Origin of the sequence: Streptomyces sp. B1I3 (assembly GCF_030816615.1) — a bacterium.
Lineage (GTDB): Bacteria > Actinomycetota > Actinomycetes > Streptomycetales > Streptomycetaceae > Streptomyces.
Genome location: NZ_JAUSYD010000001.1, coordinates 1,514,067 through 1,529,241, shown reverse-complemented (window position 1 = coordinate 1,529,241; position 15,175 = coordinate 1,514,067). Strand labels below are relative to the sequence as shown.

Sequence of the window (15,175 nt, the reverse complement as noted above, 5' to 3'; positions counted from 1 at the left end):
CAGATGCTCGAAGTTGGTACTTCCCGGGCCGAGACCGAGCCCGCCACCCGCTTTCTGACCACCGTCGACGAGGTCACCGCGTTACTCGCGAAGGCGCCCGACAAGGTCGACGCACAGTTCTCGGGCGATGCGCGCACCGCCCTGCTCGGCCGGGTGGCTGAGATCAACAAGGCCGCGGCCGACAATGACCCGCACGCCGTGTACGCGCAGCAGTTCCTGCTCGACCGTCTCTACCGGCTGCACACCAAGATCTCCGAACAGGAGACCGCCGAGGGCTCGACCGTCGTGCACGAGATGGGGCGGCTGTTGGAGTCCGCGACCGCCGAGGCGCAGGACCGGCTGATCGAGCCGGGGCTACTGGAGGAGGCGCCCACCGAACCGCGGGCCTATCTCTCCTGGCTGAAGGCGATCGCCCGCGACCACCGGGTGTACAAGCACCCGTACTACCATGAGTTCATCCGCAACCGCGCCACCGAGGACGACCTGCGCAACTACGTGATGCAGGAGTCCGTGGTCGACGGCCGCTTCGACGATCTGCTGGCGATGATGCAGGTCGGCACGGCGGGTGCGGCGAAGATGGAGATCGCCTCCAACTTCTGGGACGAGATGGGCAACGGCGACCACGCCCAGGTCCACACCACTCTCTTCAACAAGATCTTCGAGGTCTTCGAGATCCCGGACGAGGAGCTGGAGCGCTCGCTCACCGCCAACTCGCTCCTCAACGGCAACCTCGCCGTGCTGCTGTGCCGTTACCGCGCCCTGTACCCGGAGGCCGTCGGCTACCTCGGCATGACCGAGTGGATGGCGCCGGACCGATTCGTCCAGGTCGTGCACGCCTGGGAGCGGCTGGGCCTGCCCGAAGTCGGCATCGTCTACCACCGGCTGCACGTCACCATCGACTCCCAGCACGCTCAGGGCTGGTTCCACAACGTGGTGCTGCCCGCCGCCGAGTCCGCCCGGATGCGCCGGGCCATCGCCCGCGGCATCCTGTGGCGGCTCAACTCCTCGGCGACGTATCTGGACGAGCGCATGCCGTCGATCGCCGGCTGATTCCGACACCACTCACCAGGAGGGGAGAGCACATGCCGCTCGGCAGCCAAGGATTCACCGTCGTCGACCTGCCGGAGGTCGCACCCGACATCCTGCCCAGCTACGACCGATGCCCGGTCGACGACTACATGGGCAACGGGACCCGCTTCAAGCGGTTCTCGCAGTACAAGCTCACTCCCGTCGAGAACGAGAGCTGGTCGTTCAAGCGGCTTCCGCACCGCGACTACACCACGTTCAAGAAGTTCAACCCGGTCGGCGGCGGCATCCGCCGCGTCTACGATCCGATCGAGGTGGACTTCACCCCGCTGATCGCCGAAGGCATCCGCGAACTCGGCCTGGACCGGTCCGAGCCGTGGCAGATCAACGTCCACCAGAACCGGACCCGTGCCGAGGGCGGCAAGCCCGGCCCGCTCACTCCGGAAGGGGTGCACCACGACGGGCACGAGTTCGTCATGATCGCGATCCTGAACAAGGTGAACGTGGCGGGCGGCACCACCCGGCTGTGGAACCCGGGGGCGGACGAGCCCTTCTGGTCGGGCACTCTCGACGCCGGCCAGGCGGTCCTGCTGGACGATCGTGCGCTTGCCCATGACGTCACCGACGTCCTCTCCGCCGATGGCGGGCCCGGTCACCGCGACATTGTGATCATCGCCTTCTCCCGCTGGGCGGAGAAGTGGTACGGCGACGAGCACGACGCCGCGGCCCTCGACGACCAAGAGGACTGACGTACGGGGCCGTTCCCGTCCGGACCTCGCAGGGAACGGCCCCGTCCCCCGCCACCTACCTGAGACGAGTCATGACCGACTTCTTCAAGTATCAGGCATTGGGCAACGACTACGTGGTGATCGACCCCCGCTACACCGACGTCCCCGTCTCCCCCGAGTCCGTACGGCTCGTCTGCGACCGGCACTTCGGCATCGGCGCGGACGGGGTGCTGCACGGACCGCTGGAGGAGCCCCGCCCCGGGGTCCCGGTACCGCTGGCCCTGTTCAACTCGGACGGCTCCGTCTGCGAGCGCAGCGGCAACGGGCTGCGGATGTTTGCCCTGCACCTGGCCGAGCGGGAGCCGGAGACCTGGGCGGGCGGTGAGGCGTTCACGCTCCGCACCGCTGCGGGCGACAGCCCCGTACAGATCCTCGACGCGGCGACCGGACGGGTTCAAGTCGGTCTGGGCAGGCCCCGGTTCGACGCCGCCGCACTGCCGCTGCTGAACGAGGACGGCACCCCCGCCGAGGGACCGACGCTCTCCGTACCGCTGACGGTCGGGGAGCGGAAGCTGACGGTGACCGCTCTTCACAACGGGAACCCGCACACTGTGGTGCCCGTGGCCGAGCCGACCGCCGAACTCGCCCGGAGCCTGGGACCCGAGATCGCCGGACACGCCCGCTTCCCGCACCGCACCAATGTGCAGTTCCTGCGGGTGGTGAGCCGCGACGTCCTGGAGATCGAGGTGTACGAACGCGGCGCCGGCTACGCGCTGGCCTCGGGCAGCAGCGCCTGCGCCGCTGCCTCCGCCGCCCGCGAACTGGGGCTCTGCGACGACCGGGTGGAGGTCAGGATGTCCGGCGGCAGCGTGAGTGTCGCCATCGCCCCGGACGGCGCGGTGACCTTGACCGGGGACGCCCAGCAGGTGGCGACCGGTGTGTTCGCCCCACCACTGCGCGCCCGGCTGGACCGCACCCCGGAGACCGTCCAGTGACCGCCGCAGCCGCAACGGCTGGCGACTACCCGATGCAGCGGTGGGTGTTCGAGGACGCCGCGGGGCGCTTCGACATCGACCTCGGGGACAGCAACATGCTCCCCGGGCGGTTCGACCAGCTCTCCGTGCCCCCGGGCCTGGAGCTGGACTACGGCCATGACCGGGGCATCGGCGCGCTGCGCGACCGGGTCGCGGCCCTCTACGACGGTGACACCGCCTCCGTACTGATCACCCAGGGGGCACAGCAGGCCCTCTACCTCGTCTATGCCTCCCTGCTCGCTCCCGGTTCGCAGGTGATCGTCTTCCGCCCGGGCTGGCAGCAGTCCTGGGACATCACCGCCGATCTGGGTTGCCAGGTCGACTGCGCCCCCTACCGCAAGGATCTGACCTTCGACGTGGAGGCCGCCGCCGCGCTGGCCGGCCCCGGTCTGCGGCTGATCGTCGCCAACTCCCCCTGCAACCCCACCGGTCGGCGGATCGCCGACGCGGACCTGAAGGGGTTGCTGGAGCTGGCGGAGCGGCACGACGCCCATCTGCTGCTCGACGAGGAGTACGCGCTGGACCTGAAGGACTCCCCCGCGCGCGGCAGCGATCGGGTGATCTCCGTCTCCAGCCTCTCCAAGGTGTACGGCTTCCCCGGGCTGCGCGTCGGCTGGCTGTACGGGCCGCCGGAGGTCGTCGAGGGGTGCGCGCGGCGCAAGTTCCTTTCCACCATTGCTAATTCGGTCCTCTGCGAGACTCTGGCCTGTGATGTCCTGGACCACCGGGACCGGTATCTGCGCCATTACGCGGAGCTGACCGGCCAGGGGCTCAAGCTCGTACGGGACTTCGCGGAGCGCAACGCCGACGCCGTGCAGCTCGTGGAGCCCGAGAACACCCCCTTCGCCTGGCTCCGGCTGACCACCGGGGAGCAGCCGCTCGCGCTGTGCCGCCGGGTGCTGGACGCCGGGGTGCTGCTGATGCCGGGCGAGACCCTCGGGGCCTCGGACGGCTTCCGGATCTGTTTCGCCCGCGATCCCGAGGCCGTGACCGAGGGACTGAGACGGATCGAACCGCTGCTCCGCCCCTCCCCCAAAGATCCCCCGTCCGCTGCGGCACTCAGCGGACAGAACAGCAATCTGCCGAACGGAGTCCTGTGACCATGAGCGCGTCGGACGCTGACGAGCCCCGTATGCATCTGTCCTTCGGGCAGGAGCAGTTGTGGTTCCTGGACCAGATGAACCCCGGGGAGACCACCTACAACGTCCCCACTGCCTACCGGCTGCGCGGCCCGCTGGACCTGCCCGCGCTGGAGGGGGCGCTGAACCTCCTCGTGGCCCGCCACGACCAGCTGCGGGTGACCCTGCACGCGGTGGACGGCATCCCGTACCAAGTCGTCGCTCCGGCCGAGGACACCCCTCTGCCACTCACCGACCTGTCGGGGCTCACGCCCGATGAGCGGGAGCGTGCGCTCGACGAGGCGCTGCGGGCGGAGGCGGACACCCCGTTCGACCTGGCGGCGGGTCCGGTGCGCCGGTTCCAGCTGTTCAAACTGGCCGACGACGAGCACGTGCTCTCCCTGAATTACCACCACATCGTCACGGACGGTTGGTCCGGCGGTGTGATCAGCCGGGACATCTCCGAGGCGTACCGGCAGCTCAGGGCGGGCCTTACCCCCGATCTGCCGGCTCCGCCGGCCACCTACGCCGACCATGTGGAGCGCCAGCGGGAGCAGCGCGCCTCGGGGCAGTGGGAGAGCGAGCTGGACTTCTGGCAGGAGCGGCTGGCCGGTCTGGAGGCGCTGGAGCTGCCCGCCGACCGGGTCCGCCCGGCGGAGCCCACCCGTAACGGCGAGACCTTCACCGTCAGTTTCCCGCCCGACCTGCTGGGCCAGGCGCGTTCCCTGGCGCAGGAGCAGGGCGCTTCGCTGTACATGGTGATGGCAGCCGCGCTCAAGGTGGTGCTGAGCCGGTACAGCGGTCAGGACGACATCGCGATCGGCGTGCCGATGCTCGGCCGTACTGATCCCGAACTGGAAGACACCGTCGGCCTGTTCATCAATATGACGGTGCTGCGCTCGGATCTCTCCGGCGGGATCACCTTCGCCGAGCTGATCGAGCGTATCGCCGACAACAACCTGGACTTGTACGACAACCAGGACGTGCCCTTCGACCATGTCGTCGACCGGGTGCAGCCGGTGCGGGACGCGGGGCGCAACCCGCTGTTCCAGATCGCCGTCCAGCTGCTCGGCGAGACGACGACCGGGGACGCGCTCCAGCTGGACGGGCTGGAGACCGAGTCGATCGTGGTCTCCGGCGGGCGCTCCCGCTTCGACCTGTCCTTCAGCTTCATCGAGGGCGCGAACCGGCTGCGGCTCATCGTCGAGTACGTCACCGACCTGTACGACCGCCGCCGGGTGGAGGCGATGGTCCAGCACTTCCGGACCGTGCTGGCCGCGGCGGCGGCCGACCCGGACACCCCGGTCAGCAAGCTCCCCCTGCTTTCCGAGGAAGAGCGCCGCGAGCTGCTGGAAGCGGGGCGCGGGGCCGACTTCGACTACCCGACCGAGCCGGTGCACACCACCATCGCCCGGATCGCGCGTGAGCACCCTCAGCTGGTCGCCGCCGTCTGCCGCGGCAAGGAGATGACGTACAGCGAGCTGATGCGGCGGGCCGACAAGCTGGCGCGGCACATCCGCTCCCGGGGCGTGAAGCAGGAGCAGGTCGTCGCGATCGCGATGGACCGCGATCTGGACGCCCTGGTGGCGATCATCGGCGTGATGGTCTCCGGGTCCGCGTACACGATCATCGACCCCTCGCACCCGAACGCGCGCCTGGATCACATGCTGCGGGACACCGCGGCGCCGCTCGTCATCACCCGGGACGCCTCCGTCGGTGATCTGCCGCCCTCCAGCGGGTGGGAGGTCCTGCGGATCGACACCGAGTGGGCAACCGTGGAGGCCGAGCCCGACGATGTACCACTGGAGGAGTGGGCGGAGCCCGCATCCCTCATCTACGTCCTCTACACCTCCGGATCGACCGGCAAGCCGAAGGGCGTGATGATCGAACAGCGCGGGCTGCGCATGTTCATCGAGGCCTACCGGCGCACCTTCGGCGAGTGGGGCCACGAGGACCGGCTGCTCCAACTGCCCGCGCTCACCTTCGACATGTCGCAGGGCGAGATCTTCGCCGGGCTGATCAGCGGTTCCGTGATCGTGCTCGTGGCGCCCGAAGACGCCTCGTCCCCGGAATCGCTGGGGGCGCTGATGCGCGATCAGCGGGTCACCTACGCGGGGCTGTCCCCGGCGATCCTCTCGCTGGTGGAGGCGGAGCCGTACCCGGACCTCAAATACATCATGGGCGGGGCGGAGGCGCTCCCGGCCGAGCTGGTCAACAAGTGGAACCTGCCGGGCCGCAAGTTCGTGAACCTCTACGGGCCGACCGAGGCGTCGGTGGCGACCACGGAGTACCTGTGCGAGCACCGCGAGTGGAAGTCCTCGCCGCCGATCGGGCGGCCGGAGTTTAGCCGGCTGCACTACGTGGTCGACAAGGAGTTCAACCTGATGCCGGTCGGCGTCCCGGGTGAGTTGCTGATCGGCGGGGACGAGGGCCTGTCGCGCGGCTACCTCAACCTGCCGGAGCTGACGGACGAAAAGTTCGTCCCCGACCCGTTCCTGGGCGAGGGGCGCGTCTACCGCACCGGCGACCTGGTGCGCTGGACGCCCGACCTCCAGATCGACTTCATCGGGCGCCTCGACAACCAGGTGAAGCTGCGCGGTCTGCGCATCGAGCTCGGTGAGATCGAGTCGGGGCTGCTGACCCACCCGAAGGTCCGGATGGCGCTGGTCCTGCTGCGCGAGGACGACGGGGAGAAGCAGCTCGTCGCGTACTACACGGTCCTCGGGGACCAGTCTCCGACGGTGGCGGAGCTGCGGGACCACCTGGGGCGCACGATGCCCGAGTACATGGTGCCGACCGCCTGGGTGGAGCTGGGCGAGTTCCCGTTGACCCCGGCGCGCAAGATCAACCGGTCGGCGCTGCCCGCGCCGGTCAGCGTGGGCGGCGCGGCGGACTCGTACATCGCCCCCGTCACCCTGACCGAGGAGAAGGTCGTCGAGGTCTTCGGGACCGTACTGGCGCAGGAGCGCGTCGGCACCGGCGCCAGCTTCTTCGAGCTGGGCGGCAACTCGCTCCAGGCGATGCGGGCGGTGAGCCGGCTGAACAAACACTTCAAGGTGAAGGTCAACGTCCGTCTGCTGTACGGCGGTGCCACGGTCGGCGCGCTCTCGACGGCCATCGACGAGCTGGTGGCGAAGGCCGGAAAGGTGGCCGGAACCCGTGCCTGAACCCGTCCCGCCGCAGGCGGAGCTGCTGCACCGGGGGGCGGCGGCGCTCAGTGCGGCCGACCCCGAGCTGGCACGGCTGCTGGACGCCGAGGTGGTGCTGCAGCACGCGACGCTCGCCATGGTGGCGTCCACCAGCATCGCGGACCCGTCGGTGCTGGCGGCCGCCGGAGCGGCGCTCTCCAACGTCACGGCGGAGGGCTACCCGGGGGCCCGCTACCACCCAGGGGCCTCGCAGTTCGATCTGGTGGAGCGGCTCGCCGTCGAGCGGGCCAAGCAGGCCTTCGGCGCGGCGTACGCCAACGTCCAGCCGCACTCCTGCTCCTCGGCGAACCAGGCGGTGCTGGCCGCGCTGGTCCGCCCCGGCGGGACCATACTCGCCCTGGACCTGGACTCCGGGGGGCACCTCACCCACGGCTCCCCGGCCTCGGTGACCGGGATGTACTACCGGGCCGTGCACTACGGGCTGGACGACGAGGGCCGGATCGACTACGAACAGGTGGCGGCGCTGGCCGAGGAGCACCGGCCGAGCGTGCTCATCGCGGGGACCAGTGCCCACCCCCGTACGCTCGACTTCGCCCGCTTCCGGGCGATCGCGGACTCGGTGGGCGCGTACCTCGTCGCCGACATCTCGCACATCGCCGGGCTGGTGGCGGCCGGGGAGCACCCCACGCCGATCGACCTGGCGCACGCCACGACGACCAGTACGTACAAGCAACTCGGCGGTCCGCGCGGCGGGCTGATCCTGATCGGGCGTGAGCACGCCACGCCCGGTCCCGACGGCCGCACCCCGCTGTCGCGGCTGATGCAGCGGGCGGTCTTCCCGCTGTCGCAGGGCACGCCGAGTCCGGCGGCCATCGCCGCGAAGGCGCGGGCCCTCGCCCTGGTCGCGGAGCCTGCGTTCAAGGAGACGATGCGGCTGGTCGTCGACAACGCGGCGGCCCTCGCGGACTCCCTGACAGCGCTGGGCCACCGGGTCCTGACCGGCGGCACCGACAACCACATGGTGCTGATCGACCTGACGGGCCGGCCGATGACCGGGGTGATCGCCGAACGTGCCCTGGAGGAGTGCGGGATCCTCGCCAACCGCAACCGGGTCCCGGACGACACCCGGCCGCCGCTCGTCACCAGCGGGCTGCGCCTGGGCACCAACATCCTGGCCCAGCGGGGCATGGGCCCGGCCGGTATGCGCAGTTGCGCCGCGCTGCTGCACCGGGTCCTCGAGGCGACGGTGGTCCGGGGCGAGCGGGAGTACGTCCTGGACGCCGGGGAGCGCGACGCGGTGCGGGCGGGGGTGGCGGAGCTGTGTGCCCGCTATCCGCTGCCGCTCGGGCCGGTGTCCGGGGTGCTCGACGGGCCGGTCTCCGCTGTTCCCGCGGTCTTTGGCCTGCGGGCGGGAGAGGTGCCGTGACGCTCGACGGAGAAAGGGGCGTCGGGCACGGTTCGGCGCCGCCCGCGCTGCTGCCGACCGACCGGCCGCGGCAGAGCGTGCCCGCCGGGTGCAGCGCCCGGCAGCGGGTGGTGTTCGACGGCGCGGGCGGGGCGGCCCCGGAGGAGCTGCTGCTCGCCGGGTTCGCCGCGCTGCTCCACCGGTACACGGGCCAGGAGGAGTTCGGCTTCCGCGTCCGCACGCCCGGTGCGGGCTCCTTCCGGCTGAGCTGTGCTCTCGGCGAGGGGACGACACCGGCCGGGCTGGCCCGATCCGTCCTGGACGGCCGCGAGCCGGTGACGGACGGCGGGCAGCCGGCCGACTTCGAACTGGTGTTGCTGCCGCGCAGTGACGGATCCTACGTCCACCGCATCGTGCAGCTGCGCTACGATGCCACGCTGTTCGACCCGGACACCATCCTGCGCCTGCTCACCCACTTCCGTACGCTGGTGGAGGACGCCCTCAGCCGCCCGGACGTCGCCGTCTCCCGGCTGCGGCTGCTCACCGACGGCGAGCTGCGCCGCACTCTGGTCGACTGGAACGACACGGCAACCGAACTCCCCTACGAACGCTGCCTGCACGAGGCGTTCGAGGAGCGGGCGGCCGCCGACTCCGAGGCCGTCGCCCTGGTCAGGGGCGCGGAAGAGTGGACGTACGGCGAGGTCAACGCGGCGGCGAACCGGCTGGCGCGTCATCTGCGCGGGCTCGGCGCGGGCCCCGGTGGCCGGGTGGGCATCTGCCTGGACCGGTCGCCCGACCTGCTCGTGGCGGTGCTGGGGGTCCTCAAGTCGGGTTCTGCCTATGTGCCGTTGGACCCGGACTATCCGGAGCTGCGGATCGCGGCGATGGTCACCGGCACCTCGTGTGCGGTGATCGTCAGCCGGAGTGGGCTCTCGTCGCGGCTCGCCGAGGCCGGCCCGCAGATCGTGGAGCTGGACCGGGACGCCGCCCTGTGGGCCTCCGCTTCGCCGGAGAACGTCCGCAGCGGGGTGGCGCCCGGGGACCTTGCGTACGTCATCCACACCTCGGGGTCGACCGGCGCGCCCAAGCCGATCGCGCTGCGCCACCGCGGGGTGATGAACAACATCGCGGACCTCAACTCCCGCTTCTCGGTGGGCCCCGGGGACAGGGTGCTCGCGCTGTCGTCGCCCAGCTTCGACATGTCCGTCTACGAGTTCCTCGGGCTGACGGTGGCCGGGGGCACGGTCGTGCTGCCCGAGCCCGCGCTCGCCAAGGACCCGCAGCACTGGGCCGATCTGCTGGCCGCGCACCGGATCACGGTCTGGAACTCGGCGCCCGCCCTCCTCGAACTGGTCGTCGAGCAGCTGGAGCAGAGTGGAGCCCCGCCGCTCGACGCCCTGCGCCTGGCGCTGCTGGGCGGGGACTGGGTGCCGCTCTCACTGCCCGGCCGGACGCGCAGGGCCGCTCCGGGCCTGCGGTTCGTGGCGCTCGGCGGGGCCACGGAGTCCTCGATCCACTCCACGCTGTACGAGGTGGGCGAGGTCGACCCGGGGTGGACGAGCATCCCGTACGGACGGCCGATGGCCAACCAGCGCACGTACGTCCTGGACTCCGCCCTCCAACCGGTGCCGCCCGGTGTCCCGGGTGAACTCCATCTGGCGGGCATCGGCCTGGCCACCGGGTACCTCGACCGGCCCGAGCTGACCGGGGAGCGGTTCTTCGACTGGTCCTGCGGCGAGGTCACGGGCGAACGCCTCTACCGGACGGGCGATGTGGCCCGGCACGGCCCCGACGGGCTGATCGAACTGCTCGGCCGGTCCGACTTCCAGGTGAAGGTGAACGGCCACCGCATCGAACTCGGCGAGATCGAGGCCGCGTTGAGGTCCCACGAGACGGTCAGGGAGGCGGTTGTCGCCACCCGCAAGGACGCGGCCGGTGACCTGCGGCTGGTCGGCTACGTCGTCCCGGAGCCGGGTCGGACGGTCCGGCCCCGGGTGATCAGCGCCCATCTAGCGGGCTCCCTGCCGCAGTTCATGGTGCCGGGCGCGGTCCTCGTACTGGACCGGCTGCCGCTCTCCGCCAACGGCAAGACCGATCGCAAGGCGCTGCCCGCACCGCCGCCCCCGGAGGACCGGGAGGCGGCCTACGTCGCGCCGACCACCCCGACCGAGAAAGCGGTCGCCGACATCTTCTCCACCGTACTATCGGCCCCGAAGATCGGGGCGAACAGCTCCTTCCTCGCGGCCGGTGGCGACTCGCTCCAGGCCGTGCGGACGGTCAACCGGCTCAGCAAACACTTCGGGATCAAGGTGAACGTACGTCTGCTCCACGGCGGTGGCACCGTCAGCGGTGTCGCCGCCGCCATCGATCAGCTCCTGAGCTCCACCACACACTCCACCGCACCGAACGACGGAGGCCGGAAACGGTGACCGCCATCCCCGAAGACAGCCTCGTCCCGCTCCGCGCGGACGGCGACCTGCCGCCCGTGTACTGCATCCACCCGGTCTCCGGGTCGCCGTACTGCTACGCCGACCTGGCCCGGCGCATCGACCCCGGGTCACCCGTGTTCGGCTTCGAGGCCCCCGGTTTCGACGGGATCGACGAGCCCGTCCAGTCGATCCGGGAACTGGCCGAGGTGCACACCGCCACGCTCAGGGCAGCCCGCCCGCACGGGCCCTACCAGCTGCTCGGCTGGTCCCTGGGCGGCGTCGTGGCCTTCGAGATGGCCCGGCTCCTGGCCGCCGAAGGTGAGGAGGTGCCGCTGCTGGTCGTCATCGACGCGGCGCTGCCCGGCACCCAGCCCTTCCCACCGGGGCCCGCTCTGGTCCGGTACTTCCTCCACGACTTCCTGGGGCTGGTGAGCGGCGGGGCACCGGAGCTGGACAAGGCGCTGGCGGCATTCGATCCGGAGGCCGGGCCGCAGGAGCGGCTGGAGGCCATCGCGGATTCCGGAACCGTACCGGAGGAGTTCGACGCGGAGTTCCTGCTGGAGCGGTTCACCCTGTTCCGGGCCCACGCCCACGCGATGGTGGACCACATCATCGACGGCGTACACGATGGCCCGACCACCCTGGTCAAGGCCGAGAAGTCGGAGCCGCACCTGCTGCGCTGGGAGCCGTACGCGAGCCGGCTCACCGAGCACACCGTGCCGGGCGACCACCACTCCATCTGGCGGGAGCCGGGGCTCCCGGCCATCGCGGACATCGTCAACCAGATACTGCGCAGGGGAGCTTCGGTGTGAGCGAGGACAGCGGCCGTACCGATGGGCGCACCGCCACGGCGAAGGAGGCGGAGGCTCCGCCGCCCCGCAGCCTGTGGCACAACCGGGACTTCATGGTGTTCTGGGTAGGGGAAGGCCTCTCCCTGTACGGCACCCAGATAGCCAACCTCGCCCTGCCGCTCACCGCGGTCCTGGTCTTCCAGGTGGGTCCCGGACAGCTCGGCATGCTCCGCTTCGCCCAGCTGGTGCCGTTCCTGGTGCTCGCCCTCGTCTTCGGCGTATGGGTGGACCGGGTGCGCAAACGCCCGGTGATGCTGGGCGCCAACATCGTCCGGATGTTTCTCATCGGCCTGGTGCCGCTGCTGTACCACTTCGGCCTGTTGACGCTGCCGCTGCTGTACGTGCTGGCGCTCGGGGTCGGCACGGCGGCGGTGCTCTTCGATGTCAGCTGGATGTCGTACGTACCGGTGCTGGTGAAGGACCGGCGCAGCCTGCTGGAGGCCAACACCAAGCTGAACGCCACGCTGTCGTCGGCCGATGTGGCTGGCCCCGGTATCGCGGGCACGCTGGTAACCGCCTTCTCGGCACCCGCGGCGATGGCCGCCAACGCCTTCTCGTACGCCCTTTCGGTGATCTCGCTGCTGCTGGTCCGGGCGCCGGAGCCGGACCCTCCCGCCCGCACCACGAAGCGGCAGTTGCGCACCGAGCTGGCGGAAGGGCTGCGCTGGGTGTTCGGCAACCGGTGGCTGCGCGCGATCGGGCTCGTCGGCTGCTCCTGCAACTTCTTCCTCACCATGGTGCAGTCGCTGTTCCTGCTGTACGCGGTGCGGGACAAGGAGCTGTCGGCGGCGACGGTCGGCTTCGTCATGGGCGCGGCAGCGGTGGGCGGCCTGATCGGTGCACTGATCGCCGGGATGGTGGTGCGCCGCCTGTCGGTGGGGACGGCCTACCGGGTGTCGGTCTCCATCATCTTCCTGGGCCCGCTGCTGATCCCGGCGGCGGGCGGCCCCTCGTGGCTGCTGGTGGGCCTGTTCGTCGCCTCGTTCTTCCTGGAGTACTTCGGCTCCAGCATCTCCAACGTGATCATCGTGAGTCTGCGGCAGAGCATCACCCCGCAGCCGTTGATGGGCCGGATGACGGCCGCGATGCGGATGCTGCTGTACGGCGGCGGGGCGCTCGGCGGCCCGGTCGGCGGGCTGCTGGCCGGGGTGCTGGGGCTGCACGCGGCGCTCTGGTTGGCGGGGGTGCTCTCCGCAGCGATGCTTGTCCCCATCATCCTGTCGCCCGTCGGGAAGCTCCGCACCATGCCGACCGGGCCGGAGGAGCTTCCGGCCTGACCCAGCTGCTTGTCCCCTGTCTCCGGCGGGCGGGTGCGGTGAACCGCGTCCGCCCCGCCGGCCATCCACTACCGCAGGACGACGGCGCGGGCCTCCGCCCGGTCGTCCTGCACGGACGTCGGCGTCTCTCTCCCGCTCCCGGGCCCGGATTCCCACTCGACCGGGCGGACCGGGGCCGCCTCGCGGTTCGGCGGCGACTCGTGCTCCGCGCAGGCGGCGGCGAACCGTTCGATAATGACGGACAGCGGGACGGCAGGGTTGGCCGACAGTTCCTCGGCCGCGATCCGCAGGGCCAGCGGCAGTCCGCCGCACAGCCGTACCAGCCGCACCGCGGCCGCCTCCTGCCCCCGGAGCCTGCCCCCGCAGAGGCTGGTGAGCAGGGTCGCCGCATCATGGTCGGCCAGCGGGCCCATCGTGAGCACATGGGCGCCGTCGCGGGCGGCCAGTCCGCTGAACCGCTGCCTGCTGGTGGCCAGGACGCAGGACGAACCGCGCGGTATCAGCGGCCTCAACTGGTCGGCGCCGAGCGCCTCGTCCAGCACCACGAGCATCCGGCGGCCGTGCAGGAGGCTGCGGTAGAGCGTGGTACGGCCGGCCACGTCGGCGGGCATTCGCGAGCGCTCCACGCCGAGGCTGGCCAGAAGTTGTTCCAGTGCGTCCGACGCAGTCAGCGGCCGGCCCTGACGGCCCGTGCCGCACAGGTCCACATAGAGCTGTCCGTCCGGGAAGCGGTCCAGCAGCCGGTGGGCCAGCTCCAGCACGAACGCCGTCTTGCCGACGCCCGCGGGGCCGTCGACAACGGCGATGGGGGTGCTCGCGCCGTACCCGCCGCGCTCGTGGTCCAACAGCTCTTCCAGGCGTGTGAGGTCAGCGGTGCGTCCGGCGAAGCCGCGTGCCAGCGGGGGAAGTTGTACCGGTCGGGAGAGGTCGGGGGCACCGCCCGCGTGTCTTCGCGGAGGTCTGACCGCCGCGGCGTCCCCCTTCCGGCGCAGGGCCGGGTGACCGGCCAGAATCTGCTGGTGCAGGCTGCGCAGTTCGGGGCCCGGCTCAATGCCCAGCTCCTGGTTGAGCAGCTGCCGGGTCTCGGTGTAGACGGCCAGGGCGTGCGCCTGGCGTCCGCTGCGGTAGAGGGTGAGCATCAGCAGCCAGCGCAGCTTCTCGCGCAGGGGCTCCTCGCCCACGGCGGCGGAGAGTTCGGTGACCACCTCCGCGTGGCGCCCCGCCTCCAGCATGTCGGCGGCCCACTCCTCGATGGCGGTCAGCCTGAGGTCCCGCAGCCGGGTCCGCTCCACGGCGGCGAACGGTCCCGGAACCCCGGAGTACGCGTCACCGCGCCAGAGCGCGAGGGCCTCCTCGTAGCACAGCACGGCCTCGTCCGGGCTCCCCCCGATCCGCGACCTGCGGGCCCGGGCGTGGCGGCGGGTGAAGAGCGTGGCGTCCACCTGCTCCGGTTCCATCCGCAGGCAGTAGCCGCCGGAGACCGAGGTGAGGATCGCTCCCGCCTCGCGCCTGCTGCGCCCCGGCTCCAGTGCGCGCCGCAGCCCGGCCACGTAGGTGTGGACTGCGTTCGTCGCGGTCTGCGGGAGGTCATCGTCCCAGAGCGCGTCGACAATGTTGTCGACACCGACCACCTCGCCCGCCCGGCTGGCGAGCAGAGCGAGCACCGCGCGCTGTTTGGGCGGACCCAGAGGCACCTCCTGGCCCTGCCGCCATACACGTACCGGCCCTAAGAGCTGTATGCGCAACGGTTCCCCCGACGTGGCCAACACTCGGTCGCCTCCAGAGATCGTGATGAGTGCGCACCGCACCGCGTAGGTACGGTGGCTGGGTGATGGTCCGGGGTGCGGCTCGCGCACGGCCCCGGTGGGGCGCCCCAAAGGCGCCGCGACGGTGCCCGGATCCACGAGATGGCTCCGGGACCGATCAGTCCGACCCGGAAGCCCTCCGGGAAGGGCGGGCCGGGCGGTGGAGCGGGACGGCTCCAGGTGGTCGCGCCCGGGAACCGAGCCGGCGCAGCTCAGGGCCAGTGGCCCAGACACGCCCGCGACATCGCGCAACGTGTGGACGTTTCCCCGGCGATTTCCCGCCGGGGACATCGGGTGGAATTCAGACACCCGACAGGATCGCGGGCGGCTCGTTCCCTTTCCCAGCCCGTCCC

10 protein-coding genes are annotated in these 15,175 nt (G+C 71.0%); 9 read left to right on the top strand and 1 reads right to left on the bottom strand.

Annotated elements, in window-relative coordinates:
• Nucleotides 1-3 precede the first annotated feature (3 nt).
• The 9 genes from QFZ58_RS07145 to QFZ58_RS07105 all read left to right on the top strand — a co-directional run bounded on the left by QFZ58_RS07145 (nucleotide 4) and on the right by QFZ58_RS07105 (nucleotide 13,017).
• The gene (locus tag QFZ58_RS07145) at nucleotides 4-1,050 is read left to right on the top strand and encodes an iron-containing redox enzyme family protein (protein ID WP_307124067.1); all 1,047 of its coding nucleotides are present in this window, start codon (nucleotides 4-6) and stop codon (nucleotides 1,048-1,050) included.
• 32 nt (nucleotides 1,051-1,082) lie between these two features.
• Complete coding sequence (locus QFZ58_RS07140; RefSeq protein ID WP_307124066.1) at nucleotides 1,083-1,775, top strand: 2OG-Fe dioxygenase family protein; 693 nt, start codon at nucleotides 1,083-1,085, stop codon at nucleotides 1,773-1,775.
• A 71-nt stretch (nucleotides 1,776-1,846) separates the two neighbouring features.
• Entirely contained in the window at nucleotides 1,847-2,749 is a 903-nt protein-coding gene (dapF, locus tag QFZ58_RS07135) for a diaminopimelate epimerase (protein ID WP_307124065.1), read from the top strand.
• Nucleotides 2,746-3,888 (top strand): pyridoxal phosphate-dependent aminotransferase, encoded by a 1,143-nt coding sequence (locus tag QFZ58_RS07130; RefSeq protein ID WP_307124064.1) that lies wholly within the window; start codon nucleotides 2,746-2,748, stop codon nucleotides 3,886-3,888. Before dapF ends, QFZ58_RS07130 begins: the two co-directional genes overlap by 4 nt.
• 2 nt (nucleotides 3,889-3,890) lie before the next feature.
• A complete protein-coding gene (locus QFZ58_RS07125; protein ID WP_307124063.1) occupies nucleotides 3,891-7,073 on the top strand; it encodes an amino acid adenylation domain-containing protein in 3,183 nt (1,060 codons plus the stop codon).
• Entirely contained in the window at nucleotides 7,066-8,481 is a 1,416-nt protein-coding gene (gene glyA / locus QFZ58_RS07120) for a serine hydroxymethyltransferase (protein ID WP_307124062.1), read from the top strand. Before QFZ58_RS07125 ends, glyA begins: the two co-directional genes overlap by 8 nt.
• A complete protein-coding gene (locus QFZ58_RS07115) occupies nucleotides 8,478-10,889 on the top strand; it encodes an amino acid adenylation domain-containing protein (protein WP_307124061.1) in 2,412 nt (803 codons plus the stop codon). The genes glyA and QFZ58_RS07115 overlap by 4 nt, the downstream gene beginning before the upstream one ends.
• Nucleotides 10,886-11,701: an alpha/beta fold hydrolase gene (locus QFZ58_RS07110; RefSeq protein ID WP_307124060.1), complete on the top strand. Its 816-nt coding sequence runs from the start codon at nucleotides 10,886-10,888 to the stop codon at nucleotides 11,699-11,701. Before QFZ58_RS07115 ends, QFZ58_RS07110 begins: the two co-directional genes overlap by 4 nt.
• Nucleotides 11,698-13,017, top strand: a complete 1,320-nt coding sequence (locus QFZ58_RS07105; RefSeq protein WP_307124059.1) for an MFS transporter — start codon at nucleotides 11,698-11,700, stop codon at nucleotides 13,015-13,017. Before QFZ58_RS07110 ends, QFZ58_RS07105 begins: the two co-directional genes overlap by 4 nt.
• Nucleotides 13,018-13,085: 68 nt before the next feature.
• Here QFZ58_RS07105 and QFZ58_RS07100 read toward each other — a convergent pair whose 3' ends face one another.
• The gene (locus tag QFZ58_RS07100) at nucleotides 13,086-14,711 is read right to left on the bottom strand and encodes a BTAD domain-containing putative transcriptional regulator (protein ID WP_307124058.1); all 1,626 of its coding nucleotides are present in this window, start codon (nucleotides 14,709-14,711) and stop codon (nucleotides 13,086-13,088) included.
• Nucleotides 14,712-15,175 lie beyond the last annotated feature (464 nt).

Bases quoted from the DNA above. Each gene is read 5' to 3' on its own strand.
- QFZ58_RS07145 (WP_307124067.1), top strand. From the start codon at position 4: ATGCTCGAAGTTGGTACTTCCCGGGCCGAGACCGAGCCCGCCACCCGC.
- QFZ58_RS07140 (WP_307124066.1), top strand. From the start codon at position 1,083: ATGCCGCTCGGCAGCCAAGGATTCACCGTCGTCGACCTGCCGGAGGTC.
- dapF (WP_307124065.1), top strand. From the start codon at position 1,847: ATGACCGACTTCTTCAAGTATCAGGCATTGGGCAACGACTACGTGGTG.
- QFZ58_RS07125 (WP_307124063.1), top strand. From the start codon at position 3,891: ATGAGCGCGTCGGACGCTGACGAGCCCCGTATGCATCTGTCCTTCGGG.